Genomic DNA, 18658 nt, shown 5'->3' with positions numbered 1-18658 from the left:
TTCAACATAGACCCTCCTGCGAGGGTGTCGCTTGAAGCGACACCCTGCGAAGCCCTTCCGCATCAACGACCAGTGGCGTGTCTGTTTCCGGTGGGAATTCACCAGTCAAGACGCTGACCAAGACCCCTTGTCGCGCCCAGGCCAGCCTTATGATGTCGAAATCACCGATTGCCACTGACGCGATGGAGTCCGCCCGTGTCCGATGAAAACCTGCCCCCCATCCATCCTGGCGAATTCCTGGCTGACGAACTGCGGGCGCTGGGGCTGAGCGCGCGGCGCTTCGCCGAACATATCGGTGTGCCGCATAACGCCGTCAGCGAGATCGTGGCCGGCCGGCGCTCCATCTCCGCCTCGATGGCGCTGCGGCTGGGCCAGGCGTTCGCGACGGGTGGCCAGTATTGGATGTCCCTGCAAGACCTTTACGACGCCAAAATCGCCCGCGAGGCGCTGGGGGACCGGCTGGCCGCCATCGTGCCGCTGGTTCCGGTTGGGGATGGATCACAGGCATCTGCGGGTTAGGCAGGATGGTCTCTATGACGCAGCCGCCGCACCCGACATGACAGCGCAATGGTGAGCGGTTAATTTGGCGGCCTTCTCCAGACCGGGATCGTCCATGACCGCCTTCCGCCGCCTTGCCGCCGCCCTCGTTTCCACCGCCGCCATCGCCCTGACCGCCGGGCCGGCGTTCGCCTGGGGCCCCAACGGGCATGCCATCGTGGGCGACATCGCCCAGGACCGGCTGACACCCAAGGCCAAGGCGGTGGTGGACCAGCTGCTGTCGCTGGAGGGCCACCACACCCTGGATGAGGTGGCGAGCTGGCCGGACACCGTGGGCCACCTGCCCAAGGATAAGGGCGGCCTGCCGGACACGCTGCCCTGGCACTATGTCGACGTGCCCACCGACCAGCCGGCCTATGATCCCGCCCGCGACTGCGCCAATGAGAATTGCGTCATCGCCCGTCTGCCGGAACAGGCCCGCATCCTGGCCGATTCCAAGGCGGCGCCGGAGGCGCGCCTGGCCGCGCTGAAGTGGGTGGTTCACCTGGTGGGCGACCTGCACCAGCCCCTGCACGCGGCCGAGCGCGACCATGACAAGGGCGGCAACGACGTCAAGGTCCGCTACTTCGACGATGACCGGAACGGCCACCTGAACCTGCATTCGGTGTGGGACGGTTCCATCGTCGACCGCGAGCTGGGCCTTTCGGTGAACAAGGACTATTCCATCGACCTCGCCAAAGCCAAGGCGGCCGCCGCCACGCTGGAGCCGGCCATCACCGCCTATGACGCCAAGGCGTGGACGCCCAAGGCCCCCGCCACCCGCCCCCCGTTCAAAGGCGACGGCCTGGACAAGGCCGTGCAGGCCTGGGGCGAGGAAAGCCACGGCCTGGCCCGCGACGTCGTCTATGGCCTGCTGCGGGCGCCGGAGTCGGACGGCGTGGAACGCCTGGCCCAGGGTTATGAAACCGCCGCCTGGCCGCTGGTGCGCATGCGGCTGGAAATGGCGGGCGTGCGTCTGGCCTGGGTGGTGAACCAGGCCGTTGGGCACTGAGCCTGGCCGCTGATCCCCTGACCCCCGGAAACGCGCCCGACTCCAGGTTCTTGTGCAGCGAGCGGATTCACGCTCCAAAGCGATTCCGCTTTTCCGCGATCCGCTCGAAGCCGTTGGTTCATGCAATGTTAAGCATGCGGGCGCCAAGCTGCGCGCCTGGGGCCACCCTCGTGGCCCGCCAAGGGAGCGGTGCGTCAGGATGAAGCGGGTCGAGCGGTATCTGGGGTTCGCCTTCGCCAATGCCGACCTGTTGCTGGAGGTGGATGGCGCGGGCGTGGTGCGGTTCGCCGCCGGTGCCGTCCTGGCCTTGACCGGCTACAGCGATGTCGAGCTGGTGGGCCGCCCCTTGGCCGGGCTGCTGGCGCCGGGCGACGCGGCGTTGGCGCGGCGCGTCCTGGGCGCGCTGGGGGATAATGACCGTAGTGTTCCCCGGCCCGTGCGTCTTTGCCGTCGCGACGGTCGCGTCGTCGTCTGTGCCCTGGCAGCCTACCGCCTGCAGTCCAGCCCCCTGCTGAACGTCACCCTCTGCCAACTGGCCGCCGGTCCGGCGGCGCTGCCCGCCCCGCAGGATGTCGATCCCGCCACCGGCCTGCTCACGTCCGCCGCCTTCGCGCGGGCCGCCGGCGCCAATCTGGCGCAGGAGGGGGAGGGGGACGAAAGGGCGGCCGCGGACGCCCTCACCTTGGTGGACATGAACAACCTGGCCGATGTCCGCGCCCGCCTGACGGCCGAGGCGGAGGGCCAGTTGATGACCGAGATCGGCGCCGTTTTCCGCCAGCACGGCGGGGGCGTCGCCGGCCGCGTCGCCGATCATCGTTTCGGTGTCCTGGCCCCGGCCGGCCTGGCCGAGCAGATCACCCGTGACATCCGCCGCATCGCCGCCGATCTGGGCCTGGACCAGCCGCTGGAGGTCGAATCCCGCACCCTGGACGGTGACAAGCTGGGGCTCAGCCGGGCCGACCGGTCGCGCCTGCTGCTGCACGCCCTGCGTCGCTTCGCCGAGGCGGGGCCGGCGGCGGTGGACGTGCTGTCCGGCCATTCGGCCGCCGCCGGCTTCGTCCAGGATGCGGTGGGGTGCCTGGCCCGGCTGCGCGACGACCTGGGCGGCAACCGCCTGTCCCTGGTCTATGAACCCATCGTGGATCTCAAGACCGGGCGCATGCACCATCTGGAGGTGTTGAGCCGGTTCAACGGCGACCGCCCCGGGGCCGTCATCACCCTGGCGGAGGAGCTGGGCGTCATCAACGACGTCGACATGCTGGTGTGCAGCCTGGCGATGCGCGCGCTGGAGCGGGCGCCGGCCGATATCGTCCTGGCCGTGAACCTCTCCGCCGTCTCCGTCGGGTCCGACCTGTTCATGCAGTCGCTGATGGCGCAACTGAAGGCGCAGCCCGGCCTGTCCGGCCGCCTGATGTTCGAGGTGACGGAAACCGGGCAGATGGGGGACCTGGACCGGGCGCGCGCCGTGCTGGGTGCCGTGCGCCGCCTGGGCCACCCCATCTGCCTGGATGATTTCGGCGTGGGCATGGCCTCCTTCACCTATATCCGGGCGCTGGACTTCGACCATGTGAAGCTGGACGGCAGCTTCATCGCCCGCATGTGCGTGGACAAGCGGGAGGAGGCCATCGTCGCCGGCATGCTGGCGCTGTGTCGCGGCCTGGGCGTCACCGCCATCGCCGAGCACGTGGAAAATCCGGAACAGATGCTGCGCCTGCGCGGCCTGGGCTGCGCCATGGGCCAGGGCTGGCTGTTCTCCCGCGAGATGGAGCGCCCGCAACGGCGTGACGTGGACCTGCGGGCGCTGTCCCGCCCGTCCGCCTGGCGCCCCACCGTGGTCGATGCCGGCTGCTGACCCGCGGATCCGGGTGGTTCACCGGCTGATCAGCTTTATCAGATAATATTCGCCCCCAATACTTGATGTGCGTCAAATACGGGTACCAATACGAGAGAGCGGTTGCGCAGACGAGCGCCAAGGCTTTTCATGGGAAGCACCAAGGTGGAGGTGTTCCATGACCCAGTACAGCACCTATTCCCTCGTGCTGAGGGAACACATCGCGGACCTCGACCCCCTCATCGAGCGGTGGACCAGCGGCCATTTCCTGCTGACGGGTGCCGCCCATGACGAGGCCGAGGAATTTGTGGGCCGCCTGCGGGAATTGCGCGCCGACCTGGCCAGCCGCATCGCGCGGCCGGACTTGGACGGTCGCACGACACCCATGGTCGCCGACAGCATGACGGTTCGTTAATTCAGAGGCTGCCGGCCTCGCCCCGCCCCCGCGTTCGGGTCCTCCGGACGCGGGTCGGGTTTTCGCGTGCCCTTCAGCTCAGCGCGCCGGATCGGCGGTCAGGCCCAGGTAGCGGTCCGCCCGGTGGTTCATGGCCACGATCATGTTGGCGATGACGGCGCCGATAACCGACAGGGCCAGCCGCTGCGGCGTCAGCACGAAGCAGGCCGCCGCCAGGATGCCGGCGTCGATGCCCAACTGGACATAGCCGGCGCGGATGCCGAAGCGCTCTTGCAGGTACAACGCCAGGATGTTGATGCCGCCCAACCCGATGCGGTGGCGGAACAGGATCAGCAGGCCGGTGCCGATCAGGCCGCCGCCGGCCAATGCCGCATAGACGGGGTTCAGGACGGCGAAATCCACCCAACCGGGGGTCAGCCGCGTTTCGATGGTCACCAGGCAGACGGCGGCGAAGGTGCGCGCGGTGAAGCGCCAGCCCATGCGCCGCCAGGCCAGGACATAGAAGGGCAGGTTCAGCACGAAGAAGAACAGCCAGAAACCCTGGTCTGTCACATAATGCAGCAGCAGCGCCAGGCCGGCGATGCTGCCCACCAGCAAGGTGGCCTTGGCGTACAGAACCGTTCCCAGCGAGACAATCAAGGTGCCGATGGCCATGGCGGCCAGGTCCTCATACCCCTTGTGGCGGTTTTGATTGTCTTGCTGCATCATTTTGTGCCCGATATGGCGTATATTTACTAATGGTATACTGGAAATATCGGGGCCAGATATTCAATAATGGCACGGCTGCTTGGCCGGTCACAGGCGGTCATGGTCTAGTCGGATCGCCTAGGCGGGCCGCCGGCTATGGATCGTCGGTCCCAGGCTTTCGGCGTAGGGGCCTTGACCCATTGCCCCGTTGCCGGTCCCACCCGCTTTTGAAACGCTGGGGATCGTCGCATCACAGCAGGAGGATAGCCATGAGCACGAACCAGAGCGCTGCGTATGCCCGTATTCTGCAGGAGCGTATCGCCGACCTCGATCCCCTGATCGAGCGGTGGAGCAGCGACAGCCTGATCCTGACCGATACCGCCGGCGATGAGGCCGAGGAATATCTGGAACGGCTGAAGGTCATCCGGGCCGAGATGGCCGGGCGCCTGGGGCGTCCGGACCTGGAGATCCAAACCCCGGGCATCACCGACAGTCTGCTGACCCGCTGATGGCCCCTTAACGGCCGCCCTCGGGCCGGCGAAAGGCCGTCACGCGGCAGTACAGCCAGCCCAGGGCCAGCAGGGCGATGAACACCCCGAACAGCAGCAGGTTGTAATAGATCATGGCCGCCAGGCACAGGCAGGCCAGGCCCAGCGCCAGGCCCGGCACCCAGGGGTAGCCGGGGGCCCGGAAGGGCCGGTCCAGCGCGGGCGCGTCGCGGCGCAGGCGGAACAGGCTGGCCATGCTGACGATGTACATGACGATGGCGCCGAACACCGACAGGGTGACGATGTTGGCGGTCAGCGGCTGGCCGCCGAAGGCCAGCACCTCATCGGAAAAGATGGCGGCGATGCCCACGGCGGCACCGGCCAGGATGGCCCAGTGCGGCGTGCGCCGCGTGGGGTGCAGGCGGCTCAGGACGGAGGGGAGGAAACCCGCGCGGGCAAGGGCGAAAATCTGCCGGGAATACCCCATGATGATGCCGTGGAAACTGGCCACCAGGCCGAACAGGCCGATCCACACCAGCATGTGCAGCCAGCCGCTGTCGGCCCCCACCACCGCCTTCATGGCCTGGGGCAGGGGGTCATTGATGTTGGCCAGATCCCGCCAGTCGCCCACTCCGCCCGCCAGCACCATGGTGCCGAAGGCGAGCGCGACCAGGGTCAGGATGCCGGCGATGTAGGCGCGGGGGATGGTGCGGGCCGGGTCCTTCGCCTCCTCCGCCGCCATGGCGGCCCCTTCGATGGCCAGGAAGAACCAGATGGCGAAGGGGATGGCGGCGAAGATGCCGCCCAGGGCCGTGGCTGAAAGGGGACCGGCGTCCCCCGACCAGCCGTGGGCCGCGAAGTTGGCCCAGGTGAAGCCCGGCGCCACCACGCCCATGAACACCAGCAACTCGCCGATGGCCAGCAGGGTCACGCACAGCTCGAACGTGGCGGCGATGGTGACGCCGGCGATGTTCAGCAGGGCGAAGACGCCATAGGCGCCCACGGCGGCCAGCTTGGGCGGCAGTCCTGGGAACTGGACGTTGAGATAGGCGCCGATGGCCAGGGCGATGGCCGGCGGGGCGAACACGAACTCGATCAGCGTGGCATAGCCGGCGATGAAGCCGCCCAGCGGCCCGAAGGCGCGGTGGCTGTAGGCGAAGGGGCCGCCGGCGTGGGGGATGGCCGTGGTCAGTTCGGTGAAGCTGAAGATGAAGGTGGTGTACAGCACCGCAACCAGGATGGTGGTGGCCAGGAACCCGAGCGTGCCGGCTTGGGCCCAGCCATAGCTCCACCCGAAATATTCGCCGGAGATCACCAGGCCCACGGCGATGCCCCAGAGATGCCACCCGCCCAGGCTTTTGTTCAGCCCGGCCCCATCCGTCCCCATACCGCGTGCCCCCATCTCGTTCACCGGGCCAGTATGCCCCGGAAATCGTGGCGGTGGGGAGGGGATTTGCCTGCGTTTTAGGCGAAATGGGACTTGCCTGCCGATTGGGCATTGCCGCTCGGCCCGCCAGCCGGACGCGGCGGACGCAGGGACGGAGCTGGACTTCGCCATCCTGCTGGCGGTGACCCGGCGCCTTGACGGTCCGTCCCGGGGATGCCGGCCCCTGGCTCTACCGCGTTCATTAAGCCCGCCTCCATTAGGCCCAGCGCATCAAGATATTTCAATGTGTTGCATTTCCGGGTCGCCTGGGATGGGGCATAGTGATGCCCTGCGGCGTCCGGATCGGCAGGACGGGCGCCGGCCATAACGATATCGGGAGGAAGCGGATGAGCGGAACTCTGACGCGACGCGGTTCCATGCTGCGCGGTGCGCTGGTGGGAGGCGCTTTGCTGGGGGCGGCGGCGTTCAGCCTGCTGGCACCGGGCGCGGCCCGGGCGGCACCGGAGGCGGACGCGGCAAAGCCGGTGCGCATCGGCATCCTGAACGACCAGTCCGGCATCTACGCCGACTTCGGCGGCCGGGGCTCGGTCGTGGCGGCGCAGATGGCCATCGATGATTTCGGCGGCAGCGTCCTGGGGCGCAAGATCGTGCTGCTCAGCGCCGACCATCAGAACAAGCCGGATACCGGTGTCGCCATCGCCCGCCAATGGTTCGACGCCGACGCGGTGGACATGATCGGCGAACTCACCACCTCCTCCGTGGCCCTGGCGGTGCAGGACTTGGCCAAGAAGCGGGGCAAGATTGACATCGTGGTGGGGGCGGCCACCTCCAAGCTGACCAATGAGGACTGTTCCCCCACCGGCTTCCACTGGGCGTACGACACCTATGCGCTGGCGCGCGGCATCGGCGGGGCGCTGGTGGAATCGGGTGGCAAGTCCTGGTTTTTCATCACCGCCGATTACGCCTTCGGCCACCAACTGGAAAAGGACACGACCGACTTCGTGACCGCCAAGGGCGGCACGGTGGTGGGGGCGGTCAACGCGCCCTTCAACAACCGCGACTTCTCCTCCTTCCTGTCGCAGGCGCAGGCGTCCAAGGCCCAGGTCATCGGCCTGGCCAATGCCGGCACCGACACGACCAACGCCATCAAGCAGGCGGCGGAGCGCGGCATCACCAAGGGCGGGCAGCGCCTGGCCGGCCTGCTGTTCACCCTCAGCGACGTGCACGCCCTGGGCCTGAAGACGGCGCAGGGCCTGGTGCTGACCGAGGCCTTCTACTGGGATCGCGACGACGCCAGCCGGCAGTGGGCGGAGCGCTATTTCCAGAAGGTGAAGCGCATGCCCAATATGGTCCAGGCCGGGACCTATTCCGCCGTGCTGCATTACCTAAAGGCGGTCAAGGCGGCGGGGACGACCGAGGCCAAGGCGGTGGCCGCCAAGATGCGCGAGCTGCCGGTGGACGACATGTTCGCCAAGGGCACGGTGCGCCAGGATGGCACCATGGTGCATGACATGTACCTGTTCGAGGTGAAGAAGCCGGAGGAGAGCAAGAAGCCCTGGGACTATTACAAGCTGCTGCGCACCATCCCGGGGAGGAGGCCTACCAGGCCCAGGACAAGGGCACCTGCCCGCTGACCAAGGCCCATTGATCGCCGGTGACGCCCACCCGATCCGTTGTGGGGCTTTTGAAGCCCCTTTCGCCGCATTGCCGCCCCGCCCGTCCCAACGGTAGAAGGTCCGCCGGGGCTGCCCTATCTTGGGTAGGGATTTCAGGGCCATGCGTTCACAGCAGGATGGCGGGGCGGGGATGACTCAGGCGGAACCGGTGGTTAGGGACGAGGGTGGGCCCGATAGCCTGCAAGAGCATGGCCCCCAAGAGCATGGGCACGGCCATGTGCATGGCAGCCGGGCCGCCCTGATGCTGGGCGCGCTGGGTGTCGTTTTCGGCGACATCGGCACCTCCCCCCTCTATGCCATGCAGACGGCCCTGGGCGCCGTCACCCACCATGGCCGGCTGCCCAGCGAGGGCGACGTGCTGGGGGTGGTCAGCCTGATCATCTGGGCGCTGATCCTGATCGTGGCGGTCAAGTACGTCGCCCTGGTGCTGCGGGCCGACAATGACGGCGAGGGCGGCATCCTCTCGCTCCTGTCCCTGGTGCATCCGCCCAACGCCCGGGAAATGGTGCCCATGGTGGTGTTCCTGGGCATCTGTGGCGCCGCCCTGCTGTTTGGCGATGGCGCCATCACGCCCGCCATCTCCGTCCTCTCGGCCATGGAGGGCCTGGTGGTGGCGGACAGCCACCTGGGCGCCTTCGTCCTGCCCCTGACCATCGCTGTCCTGGTGGCGCTGTTCGCCATCCAGCATCGTGGCACCGGCGCTATCGGCCGCCTGTTCGGCCCCATCATGGCGCTGTGGTTCGCCATGCTGGCCGCCGTCGGCCTGTTCCATGTCGTCCAGCGGCCGGACATCCTGATGGCCTTCAATCCCTTGTCGGCGGAGCATCTGCTGGTGCATGCCCCCGGCGTGGCCTTCGCCGTGTTCGGCGCCGTCTTCCTGGCGCTGACGGGGGCGGAGGCGCTGTACGCCGACATGGGCCATTTCGGCGCCAGCGCCATCCGCCGCGCCTGGTTCATCGTCGTGTTCCCGGCCCTGATCCTGAATTACCTGGGCCAGGGCGCCCTGCTGCTGGACCGGCCGGAGGCGGTGGACAACCCCTTCTACCGCCTGGCGCCGGACTGGGCGCTGGTGCCCCTGGTCATCCTGGCCACCCTGGCCACTGTCATCGCCAGCCAGGCGCTGATCTCCGGCGTGTTTTCCATGACGCGCCAGGCCATCACCCTGCGCCTGCTGCCGCGCATGTCCATCTCCCCCACCTCACGCAAGTCCTACGGCCAGATCTATGTCGGCGTGGTGAACTGGCTGCTGATGCTGGCGACCCTGATGATCGTGCTGGGCTTCCGCCATTCCGAGGCGCTGGCCGCGGCCTATGGCATCGCCGTGTCCGCCACCATGCTGATCACCACCATCCTGCTGCGGCGGGTGATGCGCGAACTGTGGGACTGGCCGGCCCTCCCCACCAACCTGATGATGGGTTTCTTCGCCGCCGTGGACCTCGCCTTCCTGGTGGCCAACAGCACCAAGCTGCTGGAGGGCGGCTGGCTGCCGCTCGCCATTGGCGGCTTCATCGCCTTCCTCATGGTGGCCTGGCGCAAGGGCAGCGCCATCGTGCAGATCAAGTTAAGTGAGGGCGGCACCAGTTTCGCGGAGTTCATGGAGCGGGTGGAGGAAACGGTGGTCCACCGTCTGCCGGGCACGGCGGTGTTCGTGACCCGCACGGCCGACCGCGTGTCACCCATGCTGGTCCACCACGTCACCCATAACCGCGTGCTGCACGAACACGTCATCCTGCTGACCCTGGTGCCGACCAAGCGGCCGCGCGTGCCGGCGGCGGAGCGCCTGGCGGTGGAGCAGCTGGGCAACGGCTTCTGGCGGGTCACGGTGCGCATCGGCTTCATGCAGAAGCCGGACGTGCCCACGGTCATGCGCGGTCTGGCCCGCCTGGGCCTGGCCTTCTGCCGGGAGGAGGTGACCTATTACATCTCCCACGAGCGCTTGATCCGGGCGGAGCGGAACCCCGCGCTGTCCGGCCCGGTCTGGACCGCCTATCACCTGATGCAGCGCCTGGGCCTGCGGGCGTCGGATTACTTCCACCTGCCGCCTGATCAGGTCATGGAGGTCGGGTTCAGGCTGGAGGTTTAGGGTTGTTGAAGGTTTCCTCAGTCGCCGGGCGCCAGCATCCGCTGGCTTGGCTCATCCTCGATTTCCAGTCCGCCTTCGGCTCCCCGTAAATCTCCAGCGGACGCGGTCGCGTCCTAGCGGCATGAGGGCTCATGCCGCGCAGACCTCGCGCACGCATCCCCGCAGCCAGCGGTGGGCGGGGTCGGCGTCCAGGCGGGGGTGCCACAGCAGCGACACGGTGATCTCCGGCACCTCGACCGGCAGGGCGAAGGTGAACAGGTCCTTGCGCAGGGGTAGGGTGTGCCGCTCCGGCACGGTGGCCACCAGGTCGGTGGCGCGGGCCAGGGTCAAGGCGGCGGAGAAGTCGCCGACGATGACGGCCACGTCGCGCGCCAGGCCCAGCGGCTCCAGCGCCATGTCCACCGGGGCCTGGCGCCGGTTTGCGTCATGCTCGCGGCGGGCCACGGCGATGTGCCGGGCGGCGGCGAAGCCGGTGGGGGTGACGGCGCCTTGACTTAACGGGTGTCCCGTCCGCGCCACGCCGACGAAGCGGTCGCGGAACAGGGCCTGGGCGCGGACCTCCGGCCCCATGCTGTCGCCCACCACCCCGGTTTCCAGGTCCACGGCGCCATCGCGCAGCGGCGTGCTGCCCTTGTCCGGCTTGGGGGCGAAGCGCAGGCGCACGCCTGGTGCCTCCTGCGCCACGCGGTTGACGAGGGCGACGCCGAAGCTTTCCACGAAGCCTTCCCGCGTGCGCAGGGTGAAGGTGCGGTTGAGGCGCGCCAAATCCAGCCCCTCCGCCGGCCGCAGCACGGCCTCCGCCTCCCGCACCAGGGGGGCCACCCGTTCGCGCAACTCCAGGGCGTGCGGTGTCGGCACCAGGCCCCGACCGGCCCGCACCAGCAGCGGATCGCCCGTCACTTCCCGCAGGCGGGCCAGCGCCCGGCTCATGGCGGAGGGGCTGAGCCGCAGGCGGCGGGCGGCCCTGGCCACGCTGCCCTCGCTGAGCAGCACGTCCAGGGTGATCAGCAGGTTCAGGTCGGGCAGGGCGGCCATGGGCGATCCTAATAGGGGGGACGCGCTCCGACATGGCGCGTCTCGTGCACGAATATACTGCAACCCGTGCGCGTTCCGCCATGTCACCCCGCCGTCTACCGTCCGCCCGAACGGATGAGCGGAGGATGACATGAGTTCAATACCTGTGGATCAACGAGGGGCGGTGGCGGATACGGCGCGGCTGGGGACCCGGTGGGTCCTGGCCGCGCTGTCCTTGTGCGTGCTGCTGTCCTCCCTCGGTACCAGCATCGCCAACGTGGCCCTGCCCACCTTGGCGTCGGCCTTGGGGGTGCCTTTCCAGCAGGTGCAATGGGTGGTGCTGGCCTATCTGCTGGCCATGACCACCCTGATCGTCAGCGTCGGGCGGCTGGGGGATCTGGTCGGGCGCCGCCGTATGCTGCTGGCGGGCCTGGCCTTGTTCACCGGCGCCTCGGCGCTGTGCGGGCTGGCGCCGGGGCTGGGTGTCCTGGTCGCCGCGCGGGCGGCCCAGGGGCTGGGCGCCTCCGCCATGATGGCGCTGGCCCTGGCGTTCGTGAGCGGATCGGTGCCCGGGGACCGTGTGGGCCGTGCCATGGGTTTGATGGGCACCATGTCGGCCGTGGGCACGGCGCTGGGCCCCTCCCTGGGCGGGGTGCTGATCGCCGTCCTGGGCTGGCGGGCGATCTTCCTTGTCAACCTGCCGCTGGGCGGTCTGGCCCTGCTCCTGGCGTGGCGCGCCCTGCCGGTGGGTGGGGACCGTGCCGAGGGCGGTCGGCCTGCGGATGCCGCCGGGCGCACCGGCTTTGATGGCGTGGGCACGGTGTTGCTGGGCGGGACGTTGGCGCTGTACGCCCTGGCCATGACCCTGGGGCGGGGGCAATGGGGTTCGTTGAACCTGGCGCTGCTGGCGGGGGCGGTGGTGGGGGCCGGGCTATTCGTGATGGTGGAGGCGCGGGTGCCGTCGCCGCTGGTGCGGTTGCGCCTGCTGCGCGATCCGGTGGTGGGGCCGGGTCTGGTGGGCAGCGCCGCCGTGGCGACGGTGATGGCGACCACCTTCGTCGTGGGCCCTTTCTACCTGGCCCGGGCGCTGGGCCTGAGCCCGGCCGGCGTGGGGCTGGTGATGTCCGCCGGGCCGCTGATGTCGGCCCTGGCCGGGGTGCCGGCGGGCCGCCTGGTTGACCGCTTCGGGGCAGGGCGGATCAGCATCATCGGCTTGGGCGCCATGGTGGCCGGCACCGCGTTGATGGCGTCGGCGGGGCTGGTCCTGAAGGGACCTATCATGGGAATCGCCGGTTATGTCGGGCCCATCGCCGTGCTGACCGCCGGCTACGCCCTGTTCCAGGCGGCCAACAACACCGCCGTGATGTCCGGCGTTCCGGCGGACCGGCGGGGTGTCGTCTCCGGCATCCTGAACCTGTCGCGCAACCTGGGCCTGATCACCGGCGCCTCCGCCATGGGGGCGGTGTTCACCCTGGCCGCCGGCGTGCCGGACATCACCGCCGCCCCGGCGGCGGCGGTTGCCAGTGGCATGTACATCACCTTCCTGGTGGCCGGCGGCTTGGTCACCCTGGCCCTGCTGCTGATGGCCGTCAGCGGAGGCCGAATGCGGAAGGAAGAGGGAACGTCTGGGCGCGGTTCCTGATTCCCAGCCGGACGGCGCGTTCGTCATCCGCGCCGTCCAGGATCCGCGTCGTCCGGGCCCAGCCATGGACTTTGCGCGCGGCATGTTCCGACGGCGCAGGAAAACCCCACCCCCCGTGCAGAAGCGGATTAGAGAATTACAGGCTTAAGTTCATTTAATTAAATGAATAGCAATGCCGCCGTTCGGCAGGGCGACTCGTCAAGGAATAGGGCGATCAGAGACGGATTTCTCGATAATTATCGGGCATAACTTCCTCTATTGTTTCGATATTCCGATGATTTGACGGGGATTTAATTCAGAACATTGGTTTCCGGAGGTTGGTTTGTTCACTGGACTCTCCCAGAGGTCCCGAAAGATGGCCTCTACGTTGAAGGCCCTGGACCGCTCGCAGGCGGTGATCGAGTTTTCCCTGGATGGCAGGGTGCTGACCGCCAACAGGAACTTCCTCGCGGCCGTGGGCTACACCCTGGCGGAAATCCAGGGTCAGCCGCACAGCCTGTTCGTGGACGAGGCGGAACGGAACAGCGCCGCCTACAAGGCGTTTTGGGACGCGCTGCGGCGCGGGGAATACCAGGCGGCGCAGGTCAAGCGCATCGGCAAGGGCGGACGCACGGTGTGGTTCGAGGCCAGCTATAATCCCATCCTCGACGATGCCGGCCGGCCGGTGAAGGTGGCGGCGTACGCCACTGACATCACCGCGCAGAAGTTGGAATATGTGAACATGCGGGGCCAGATGGCGGCCATCCGCAAGTCGCAGGCGGTGATCGAGTTCGCCCTGGACGGCACGGTGCTGACCGCCAACGACCTGTTCCTGGATGCCCTGGGCTATACCCTGGCCGAGGTGCAGGGCAAACCGCACGCCATGTTCGTGGAACCGGCCGAGCGCCACAGCGCCGAATACCGAACCTTCTGGGACACGCTGCGGCGTGGGGAATACCAGGCGGCTCAGTTCAAGCGCATCGGCAAGGGCGGGCGCGTGGTGTGGATCGAGGCGTCCTACAACCCCATTTTCGATTTGAACGGCCAGCCGTTCAAGGTGGTGAAGTACGCGACCGACATCACCCGCCAGATTCAGATGCTGGCGGACCTCAAGCAGTTGATCGACAAGAACTTCGGCGAGGTCGACCAGGCCATGGCGCGGGCGACGGGGCAGTCGGGCGAGGCCCTGCACGCGGCCGAGGATACCTCGGGTGCCGTGCAGATGATGGCGTCCAGCGTGGAAGAGCTGGCGGCCTCCATCCGCGAAATCTCGCAAAGCATGGCGCAGTCGCGGGCGGCGGCGGAAAGCGCCGCCCAACTGGCGGACATGGCCGACGCCTCCACCCAGCAATTGGCCGGCGTGGCCCGTTCCATGGAAAGCGTGGTGGAGGTCATCCGCGGCATCGCGGGGCAGATCAACCTGCTGGCGCTGAACGCCACCATCGAGGCGGCGCGGGCGGGCGAGGCGGGCAAGGGCTTCGCCGTCGTGGCGACGGAGGTAAAGAACCTGGCCATGCAGTCCGCCAACGCGACCCAGCAGATCTCCAACGAGATCGAGGGGATGCAGGCCGTCTCGGGCGAGGTGGTGGGGGCGCTGTCCACCATCCGGCAGTCCATTGGCACGGTGCGGGAGTACGTGACCAGCACCGCCAGTGCCGTGGAGGAGCAGAGCGCCGTGACCCGCGACATGTCCTCCAGCATGCAAGGGACGGCCGTGGCGGTGGAAACGGTGACCGCCAACCTTGGCGCCATCGCCGCCGCCATCGGTCAAGTCGGTCAAGCGGTCGCCACCACCAAGCAGGCCGCGCACATCCTGGCGCGATAGCCAGCAGGGTCGGCCATATCCGGCGGCGGCGTGAGGGATGGCCCCCACGCCGCCGCCATTCTTTTCTTGATATGTTATGTTATAACGTTACAGTCACGGGCTTTCCCTTTAGCGGAGTCCTTGTCGATGACGACCTTCACCGCCGCGCTCGGCCTATCGCCCGGAATGGTGCCGCCCCGCTTCGCCGAGGCCCTTCTTAGCGTCCAGGGTGCGCTGGAGCGCTGCGAAGCGGCCGGTATTCCTGGGCACAGCGTCCTGGCGGCGGCCCTGGTGGAACTGATGCCGCGTCTGGTCACCGCGTACGGTGCCGAGGGGGTGGCGGACATGCTGGCCACGCTGGCGGTCCACATCCGCAGCGATATGGCGGACGGCGGCCTCATGGCCGGGGAGACCACACGGCAATGAGCGTCGCCGCTATTGTCGAGGACGATACACCCGCCGTGCTGGATCGGGTGATGGAGCCCACGGTGGGTTTGGCCTTGTGGCGGCGGAGGGGGCATCCTGGCGCGGCCCTTGATGCCTGGCTGGACGCCCTGCCGGCGGAGCGACTACCCCATGGCCGTTTTCTGGCCCGCCTGGGCGACGTGGCCACAGCTTTGGCGCCACTGGTGCACGGAACGGACGCCCCGGCGGCCTTGACGGCCGATATCACCGACCTTTGCCGCCGCTTCCTGGCGGTCGCCGGTGGGGAGTGGATCGACGTGCGGCTGGAGGCCGTGGGCGGCGACGCCTGCTGGAAATTTCACCGCGACCATGTGCGGCTGCGCCTGATCACCACCTACCGGGGACCGGGCACCCAGATCGTGGCGCCCGCCGACGCCGCCCGGGCGCTGGCGGACCAGCGGCGCTACCGCGGGCCGCTCCATGAAATGCCCCGCCATGCCGTGGCCCTGTTCAAGGGCTGCGGGCCAACCGGCTGTGGCGCGGGGGAGGAGGACGGCGTGGTCCACCGCTCACCCCCCGTCGCCGGCACCGGCCAGGTGCGCCTGGTGCTCTGCCTGAACCTGCCCTCCGCCGCGTCGCCGGAGGCGTGGCAGCCGGCCTAACCGTAAGGTTAGAATTGGCTGCGCAACGTTAACGGCGTGCAAACAGCAAGGATTTGGTAATCACTCAAGGGGCACCCTGCGGGCATGGACGTCCCAGGGTCAGGGCCAATGGCTTTGGCCCACTCGGGGATCGTCGGCTTCATCCGCTCACCTGGGCGCGATATTGGCCTGTTACCTTGGAGTGATGAATGTTCTTCGCCGGCTACCTGCGCAAAATCCGTGTGGTTTTGTCCACCCTGAAGGCCCTGGACCGGTCACAGGCGGTGATCGAATTTTCGCCGGACGGCAGGGTGCTGACCGCCAACAAGAACTTTCTGTCTGCCATGGGCTATACCCTGGCGGAAATCCAGGGCAAGCCGCACGCCATGTTCGTCGAAGAGGCGGAACGGAACAGTGCCGCCTACAAGGCGTTCTGGGACGCGCTGCGGCGCGGGGAATACCAGGCGGCGCAGTTCAAGCGCATCGGCAAGGGTGGCCGCGAGGTCTGGATCGAGGCCAGCTACAATCCCGTGCTCGACGAGGCCGGCCGGCCGGTGAAGGTGGTGAAGTACGCCACCGATGTCACGGCGCAGAAGCTGGAGTACGCTGACCTGCGGGGCCAGATGGACGCCATCCGCCGGTCACAGGCGGTGATCGAGTTCGCCCTGGACGGCACGGTGCTGACCGCCAACGATCTGTTCCTGAACACCCTGGGCTACACCTTGGACGAGGTGCGGGGTAAGCCGCACGCCATGTTCGTGGAACCGGCCCAGCGAGACAGCGCCGACTACCGCGCCTTCTGGGACGCGCTACGGCGTGGGGAATACCGGGCGGCGCAGTTCAAGCGCATCGGCAAGGGCGGGCGCGCGGTGTGGATCGAGGCCAGCTACAACCCCATCTTCGATTTGAACGGCCGGCCGTTCAAGGTGGTGAAGTACGCGACCGACATCACCCGCCAGGTTCAGATGCTGGCGGACCTCAAGCAACTGATCGACAAGAATTTCGGTGAGATCGACCAGGCCATGGCGCGCGCCACGGGACAGTCGGGCGAGGCGCTGCACGCGGCCGGGGAGACATCGGGCGCCGTGCAGATGATCGCCTCCAGCGCCGAGGAGCTGGCGGCCTCCATCCGCGAAATCTCGCAGAGCATGGCGCAGTCGCGGGCGGCGGCGGAAAGCGCCGCCGAGCTGGCGGAGCGGGCCGATGCCTCCACCCAGCGGCTGGCCACCGTCGCCCGCTCCATGGAAGGGGTGGTGGAGGCCATCCGCGGCATCGCGGGGCAGATCAACCTGCTGGCACTGAACGCCACCATCGAGGCGGCGCGGGCGGGCGAGGCGGGCAAGGGCTTCGCCGTCGTGGCGACGGAGGTGAAGAACCTGGCCACGCAGTCCGCCAACGCGACCCAGCAAATCTCCAACGAGATCGAAGGGATGCAGGCCGTCTCCGGCGAGGTGGTGGGGGCGCTGTCCACCATCCGCCAGTCCATCGGCACGGTGCGGGAATATGTGACCAGCACCGCCAGCGCCGTGGAGGAACAAAGCGCCGTGACCCGCGACATGTCCTCCAGCATGCAGCGCATGGCCGTGGCGGTGGAGACGGTGACCACCAACCTCGGCGGCATCGCCGCCGCCGTCGGTCAGGTGGGCACCGCCGTGGCCACCACCAAGCAGGCGGCCCACGTCCTGGCGCGATAGGACGTCCAGCCTCCGGCGGCGTTCCCGGCGGCTTACGCCTTGAACAAGGCCGGGTCGCCGCCGCCGGGGTGGAAGCCGGGGAAGACGCCGTCGACCTGGCCCACGCCCATGCGGTGCTTCAGCACGCTGGTCAGCACGTCGCGATAGTCGGTTGTGACGGCCAGGTCCACCCGCTCGTCCAGGTCCTGGGGTTGCAGGCCGGGCCAGCGCCCCAGCAGGCGCCCGCCCGCCACGCCGCCGCCCATCACCATCATGAGCGAGCCGTGCCCGTGATCGGTGCCGCCGCTGCGGTTGGCGCGCAGGCGGCGGCCGAATTCACTGATCGTCACCAGGGTGATGCGGTCGTGATAGGCGGACAGGTCGTTCCAGAAGGTGGAAAGCGAGCCTGAGAGCTGGTGGACCAGGCTCTTGAACCGGCCGGACTGGCCCTCATGCGTGTCCCAGCCGCCCATGTCGACGCAGGCCACCTTCAGGCCCGCATCCATGCGGATCAGGCGGGCCACCGTTTCCAGCGACCGGCCGACATCGCCGTCAAAGGCGCCACCATGCTCCGGCTGGTAGGGCAGGACCTTGCCGTCCGGCCCCTTGGGCAGGGCGGCGTTCAGGCGTAAGGCGGCGTCCAGGGCGACACGGCCGCCCCTGGCCACGTTGAGAGTGGCGACATTGGCGGTGCCCCCCGTGGCCTGGCCGGTGGGGTACAGCCGCTCCAGCACCGCCTGGGTGCTGGGGCCGCCCGGCAGCCCGAAGCCGCCGCGTAGATCTGGAATGGACAGGGCCTCGGGATAGCCCTGCAGCAGCTTGGGCACGCCCCCCGCCGTGCTGATGGCCACCAGCTCGCCGTCGCCGCCCATCTGGCGCAGCAGCCGGGCGACCCAACCGCCCTCCGTGCCCAGGGCGCCGTTGCCCTTGGGCTCGTCCGCCAGCCCGCGCTCCATCAGCTCCTGCGCCTCGAAATGGCTGCGGGTGGCGTTGGCCAGGCCGGTCGCGTGGACGATGGCCAGGTCGCCCTGGCGGTAGAGCTCATGCAGCGCGGCCGCCTCAGGATGCAGGCGGAAGTCCACGCCATGGGCCAGGTCGCTGTCCAGGGGGATGCCGGCCTTGTCGCCGCTGTCCAGCAGCCGCAGGTCGGCCGGCCGGGCATCGATGTAGACGGCGTCGTTGGACGGGCCGATGAAGTTCAGCACGTCCATGCCGCCCCGGAAGAACAGCACGACCAGGATCTTGCCGTTCGCGTCCTGCGCGCCGCCAGGGGCGGCGAAGGCCAGCTGGCCCAGGCCGGGCACGGTGGTCAGCGCGCCGGCGGCGGCCAGGGTCTTCAGGATCTCGCGTCGGCTGAAATCAACTGTATTGAACGCCATGATGC

16 protein-coding genes are annotated in these 18658 nt (G+C 68.4%); 12 read left to right on the top strand and 4 right to left on the bottom strand.

The genetic code is table 11. The features are described from left to right. Positions 1-195: 195 nt before the first annotated feature. The 4 genes from ULB03_RS04340 (at position 196) to ULB03_RS04325 (ending at position 3795) form a co-directional block, all read left to right on the top strand. Complete coding sequence (locus ULB03_RS04340) at positions 196-519, top strand: HigA family addiction module antitoxin (RefSeq protein ID WP_322482054.1); 324 nt, start codon at positions 196-198, stop codon at positions 517-519. Positions 520-613: 94 nt separating this feature from the next. After that, a complete protein-coding gene (locus tag ULB03_RS04335) occupies positions 614-1549 on the top strand; it encodes a S1/P1 nuclease (RefSeq protein ID WP_322482053.1) in 936 nt (311 codons plus the stop codon). 199 nt (positions 1550-1748) lie between these two features. Further along, positions 1749-3401: an EAL domain-containing protein gene (locus ULB03_RS04330; protein WP_322482052.1), complete on the top strand. Its 1653-nt coding sequence runs from the start codon at positions 1749-1751 to the stop codon at positions 3399-3401. A gap of 157 nt (positions 3402-3558) precedes the next feature. Further along, positions 3559-3795, top strand: coding sequence for a hypothetical protein (locus tag ULB03_RS04325; protein ID WP_322482051.1), 237 nt, complete (start codon positions 3559-3561; stop codon positions 3793-3795). Positions 3796-3873: 78 nt separating this feature from the next. Here ULB03_RS04325 and ULB03_RS04320 read toward each other — a convergent pair whose 3' ends face one another. After that, positions 3874-4503, bottom strand: coding sequence for a YitT family protein (locus ULB03_RS04320; RefSeq protein WP_322482050.1), 630 nt, complete (start codon positions 4501-4503; stop codon positions 3874-3876). Positions 4504-4751: 248 nt separating this feature from the next. Between ULB03_RS04320 and ULB03_RS04315 the strand changes: the two genes are divergently transcribed. Then, entirely contained in the window at positions 4752-4991 is a 240-nt protein-coding gene (locus ULB03_RS04315; RefSeq protein ID WP_322482049.1) for a hypothetical protein, read from the top strand. 7 nt (positions 4992-4998) lie between these two features. Here the strand turns inward: ULB03_RS04315 and eat are convergent, their stop codons facing one another. After that, positions 4999-6357, bottom strand: a complete 1359-nt coding sequence (eat, locus tag ULB03_RS04310) for an ethanolamine permease (protein ID WP_322482048.1) — start codon at positions 6355-6357, stop codon at positions 4999-5001. A 386-nt stretch (positions 6358-6743) separates the two neighbouring features. Between eat and ULB03_RS04305 the strand changes: the two genes are divergently transcribed. Next, positions 6744-7991, top strand: a complete 1248-nt coding sequence (locus tag ULB03_RS04305; RefSeq protein WP_322482047.1) for an ABC transporter substrate-binding protein — start codon at positions 6744-6746, stop codon at positions 7989-7991. A 142-nt stretch (positions 7992-8133) separates the two neighbouring features. Further along, positions 8134-10116: a potassium transporter Kup gene (locus ULB03_RS04300; protein WP_322482046.1), complete on the top strand. Its 1983-nt coding sequence runs from the start codon at positions 8134-8136 to the stop codon at positions 10114-10116. A 129-nt stretch (positions 10117-10245) separates the two neighbouring features. Here ULB03_RS04300 and ULB03_RS04295 read toward each other — a convergent pair whose 3' ends face one another. Continuing rightward, a complete protein-coding gene (locus ULB03_RS04295) occupies positions 10246-11151 on the bottom strand; it encodes a LysR family transcriptional regulator (RefSeq protein ID WP_322482045.1) in 906 nt (301 codons plus the stop codon). A 130-nt stretch (positions 11152-11281) separates the two neighbouring features. Between ULB03_RS04295 and ULB03_RS04290 the strand changes: the two genes are divergently transcribed. From ULB03_RS04290 to ULB03_RS04270, 5 genes are all read left to right on the top strand, one after another. Next, positions 11282-12772 carry an MFS transporter gene (locus tag ULB03_RS04290; RefSeq protein ID WP_322482044.1) on the top strand — a complete coding sequence of 497 codons (1491 nt, stop codon included), beginning with the start codon at positions 11282-11284 and terminating at the stop codon, positions 12770-12772. 355 nt (positions 12773-13127) lie between these two features. After that, the gene (locus ULB03_RS04285) at positions 13128-14576 is read left to right on the top strand and encodes a methyl-accepting chemotaxis protein (protein WP_322482043.1); all 1449 of its coding nucleotides are present in this window, start codon (positions 13128-13130) and stop codon (positions 14574-14576) included. 126 nt (positions 14577-14702) lie between these two features. Further along, the gene (locus tag ULB03_RS04280) at positions 14703-14981 is read left to right on the top strand and encodes a hypothetical protein (protein WP_322482042.1); all 279 of its coding nucleotides are present in this window, start codon (positions 14703-14705) and stop codon (positions 14979-14981) included. Continuing rightward, on the top strand, positions 14978-15622 hold the full coding sequence (locus ULB03_RS04275) for a DUF1826 domain-containing protein (protein ID WP_322482041.1): 645 nt from the start codon (positions 14978-14980) through the stop codon (positions 15620-15622). The genes ULB03_RS04280 and ULB03_RS04275 overlap by 4 nt, the downstream gene beginning before the upstream one ends. A 188-nt stretch (positions 15623-15810) precedes the next feature. Continuing rightward, positions 15811-17295: a methyl-accepting chemotaxis protein gene (locus ULB03_RS04270; RefSeq protein WP_322482040.1), complete on the top strand. Its 1485-nt coding sequence runs from the start codon at positions 15811-15813 to the stop codon at positions 17293-17295. Between the two features lie 32 nt (positions 17296-17327). Here the strand turns inward: ULB03_RS04270 and ULB03_RS04265 are convergent, their stop codons facing one another. Beyond that, positions 17328-18653 carry a DUF1501 domain-containing protein gene (locus tag ULB03_RS04265; protein ID WP_322482039.1) on the bottom strand — a complete coding sequence of 442 codons (1326 nt, stop codon included), beginning with the start codon at positions 18651-18653 and terminating at the stop codon, positions 17328-17330. Positions 18654-18658: the final 5 nt, after the last annotated feature.

The sequence above is a fragment of the Nitrospirillum goiasense genome (genome assembly GCF_034427435.1).
Classification (GTDB): domain Bacteria; phylum Pseudomonadota; class Alphaproteobacteria; order Azospirillales; family Azospirillaceae; genus Nitrospirillum.
This window is presented reverse-complemented; position numbering and strand designations above follow the sequence as displayed.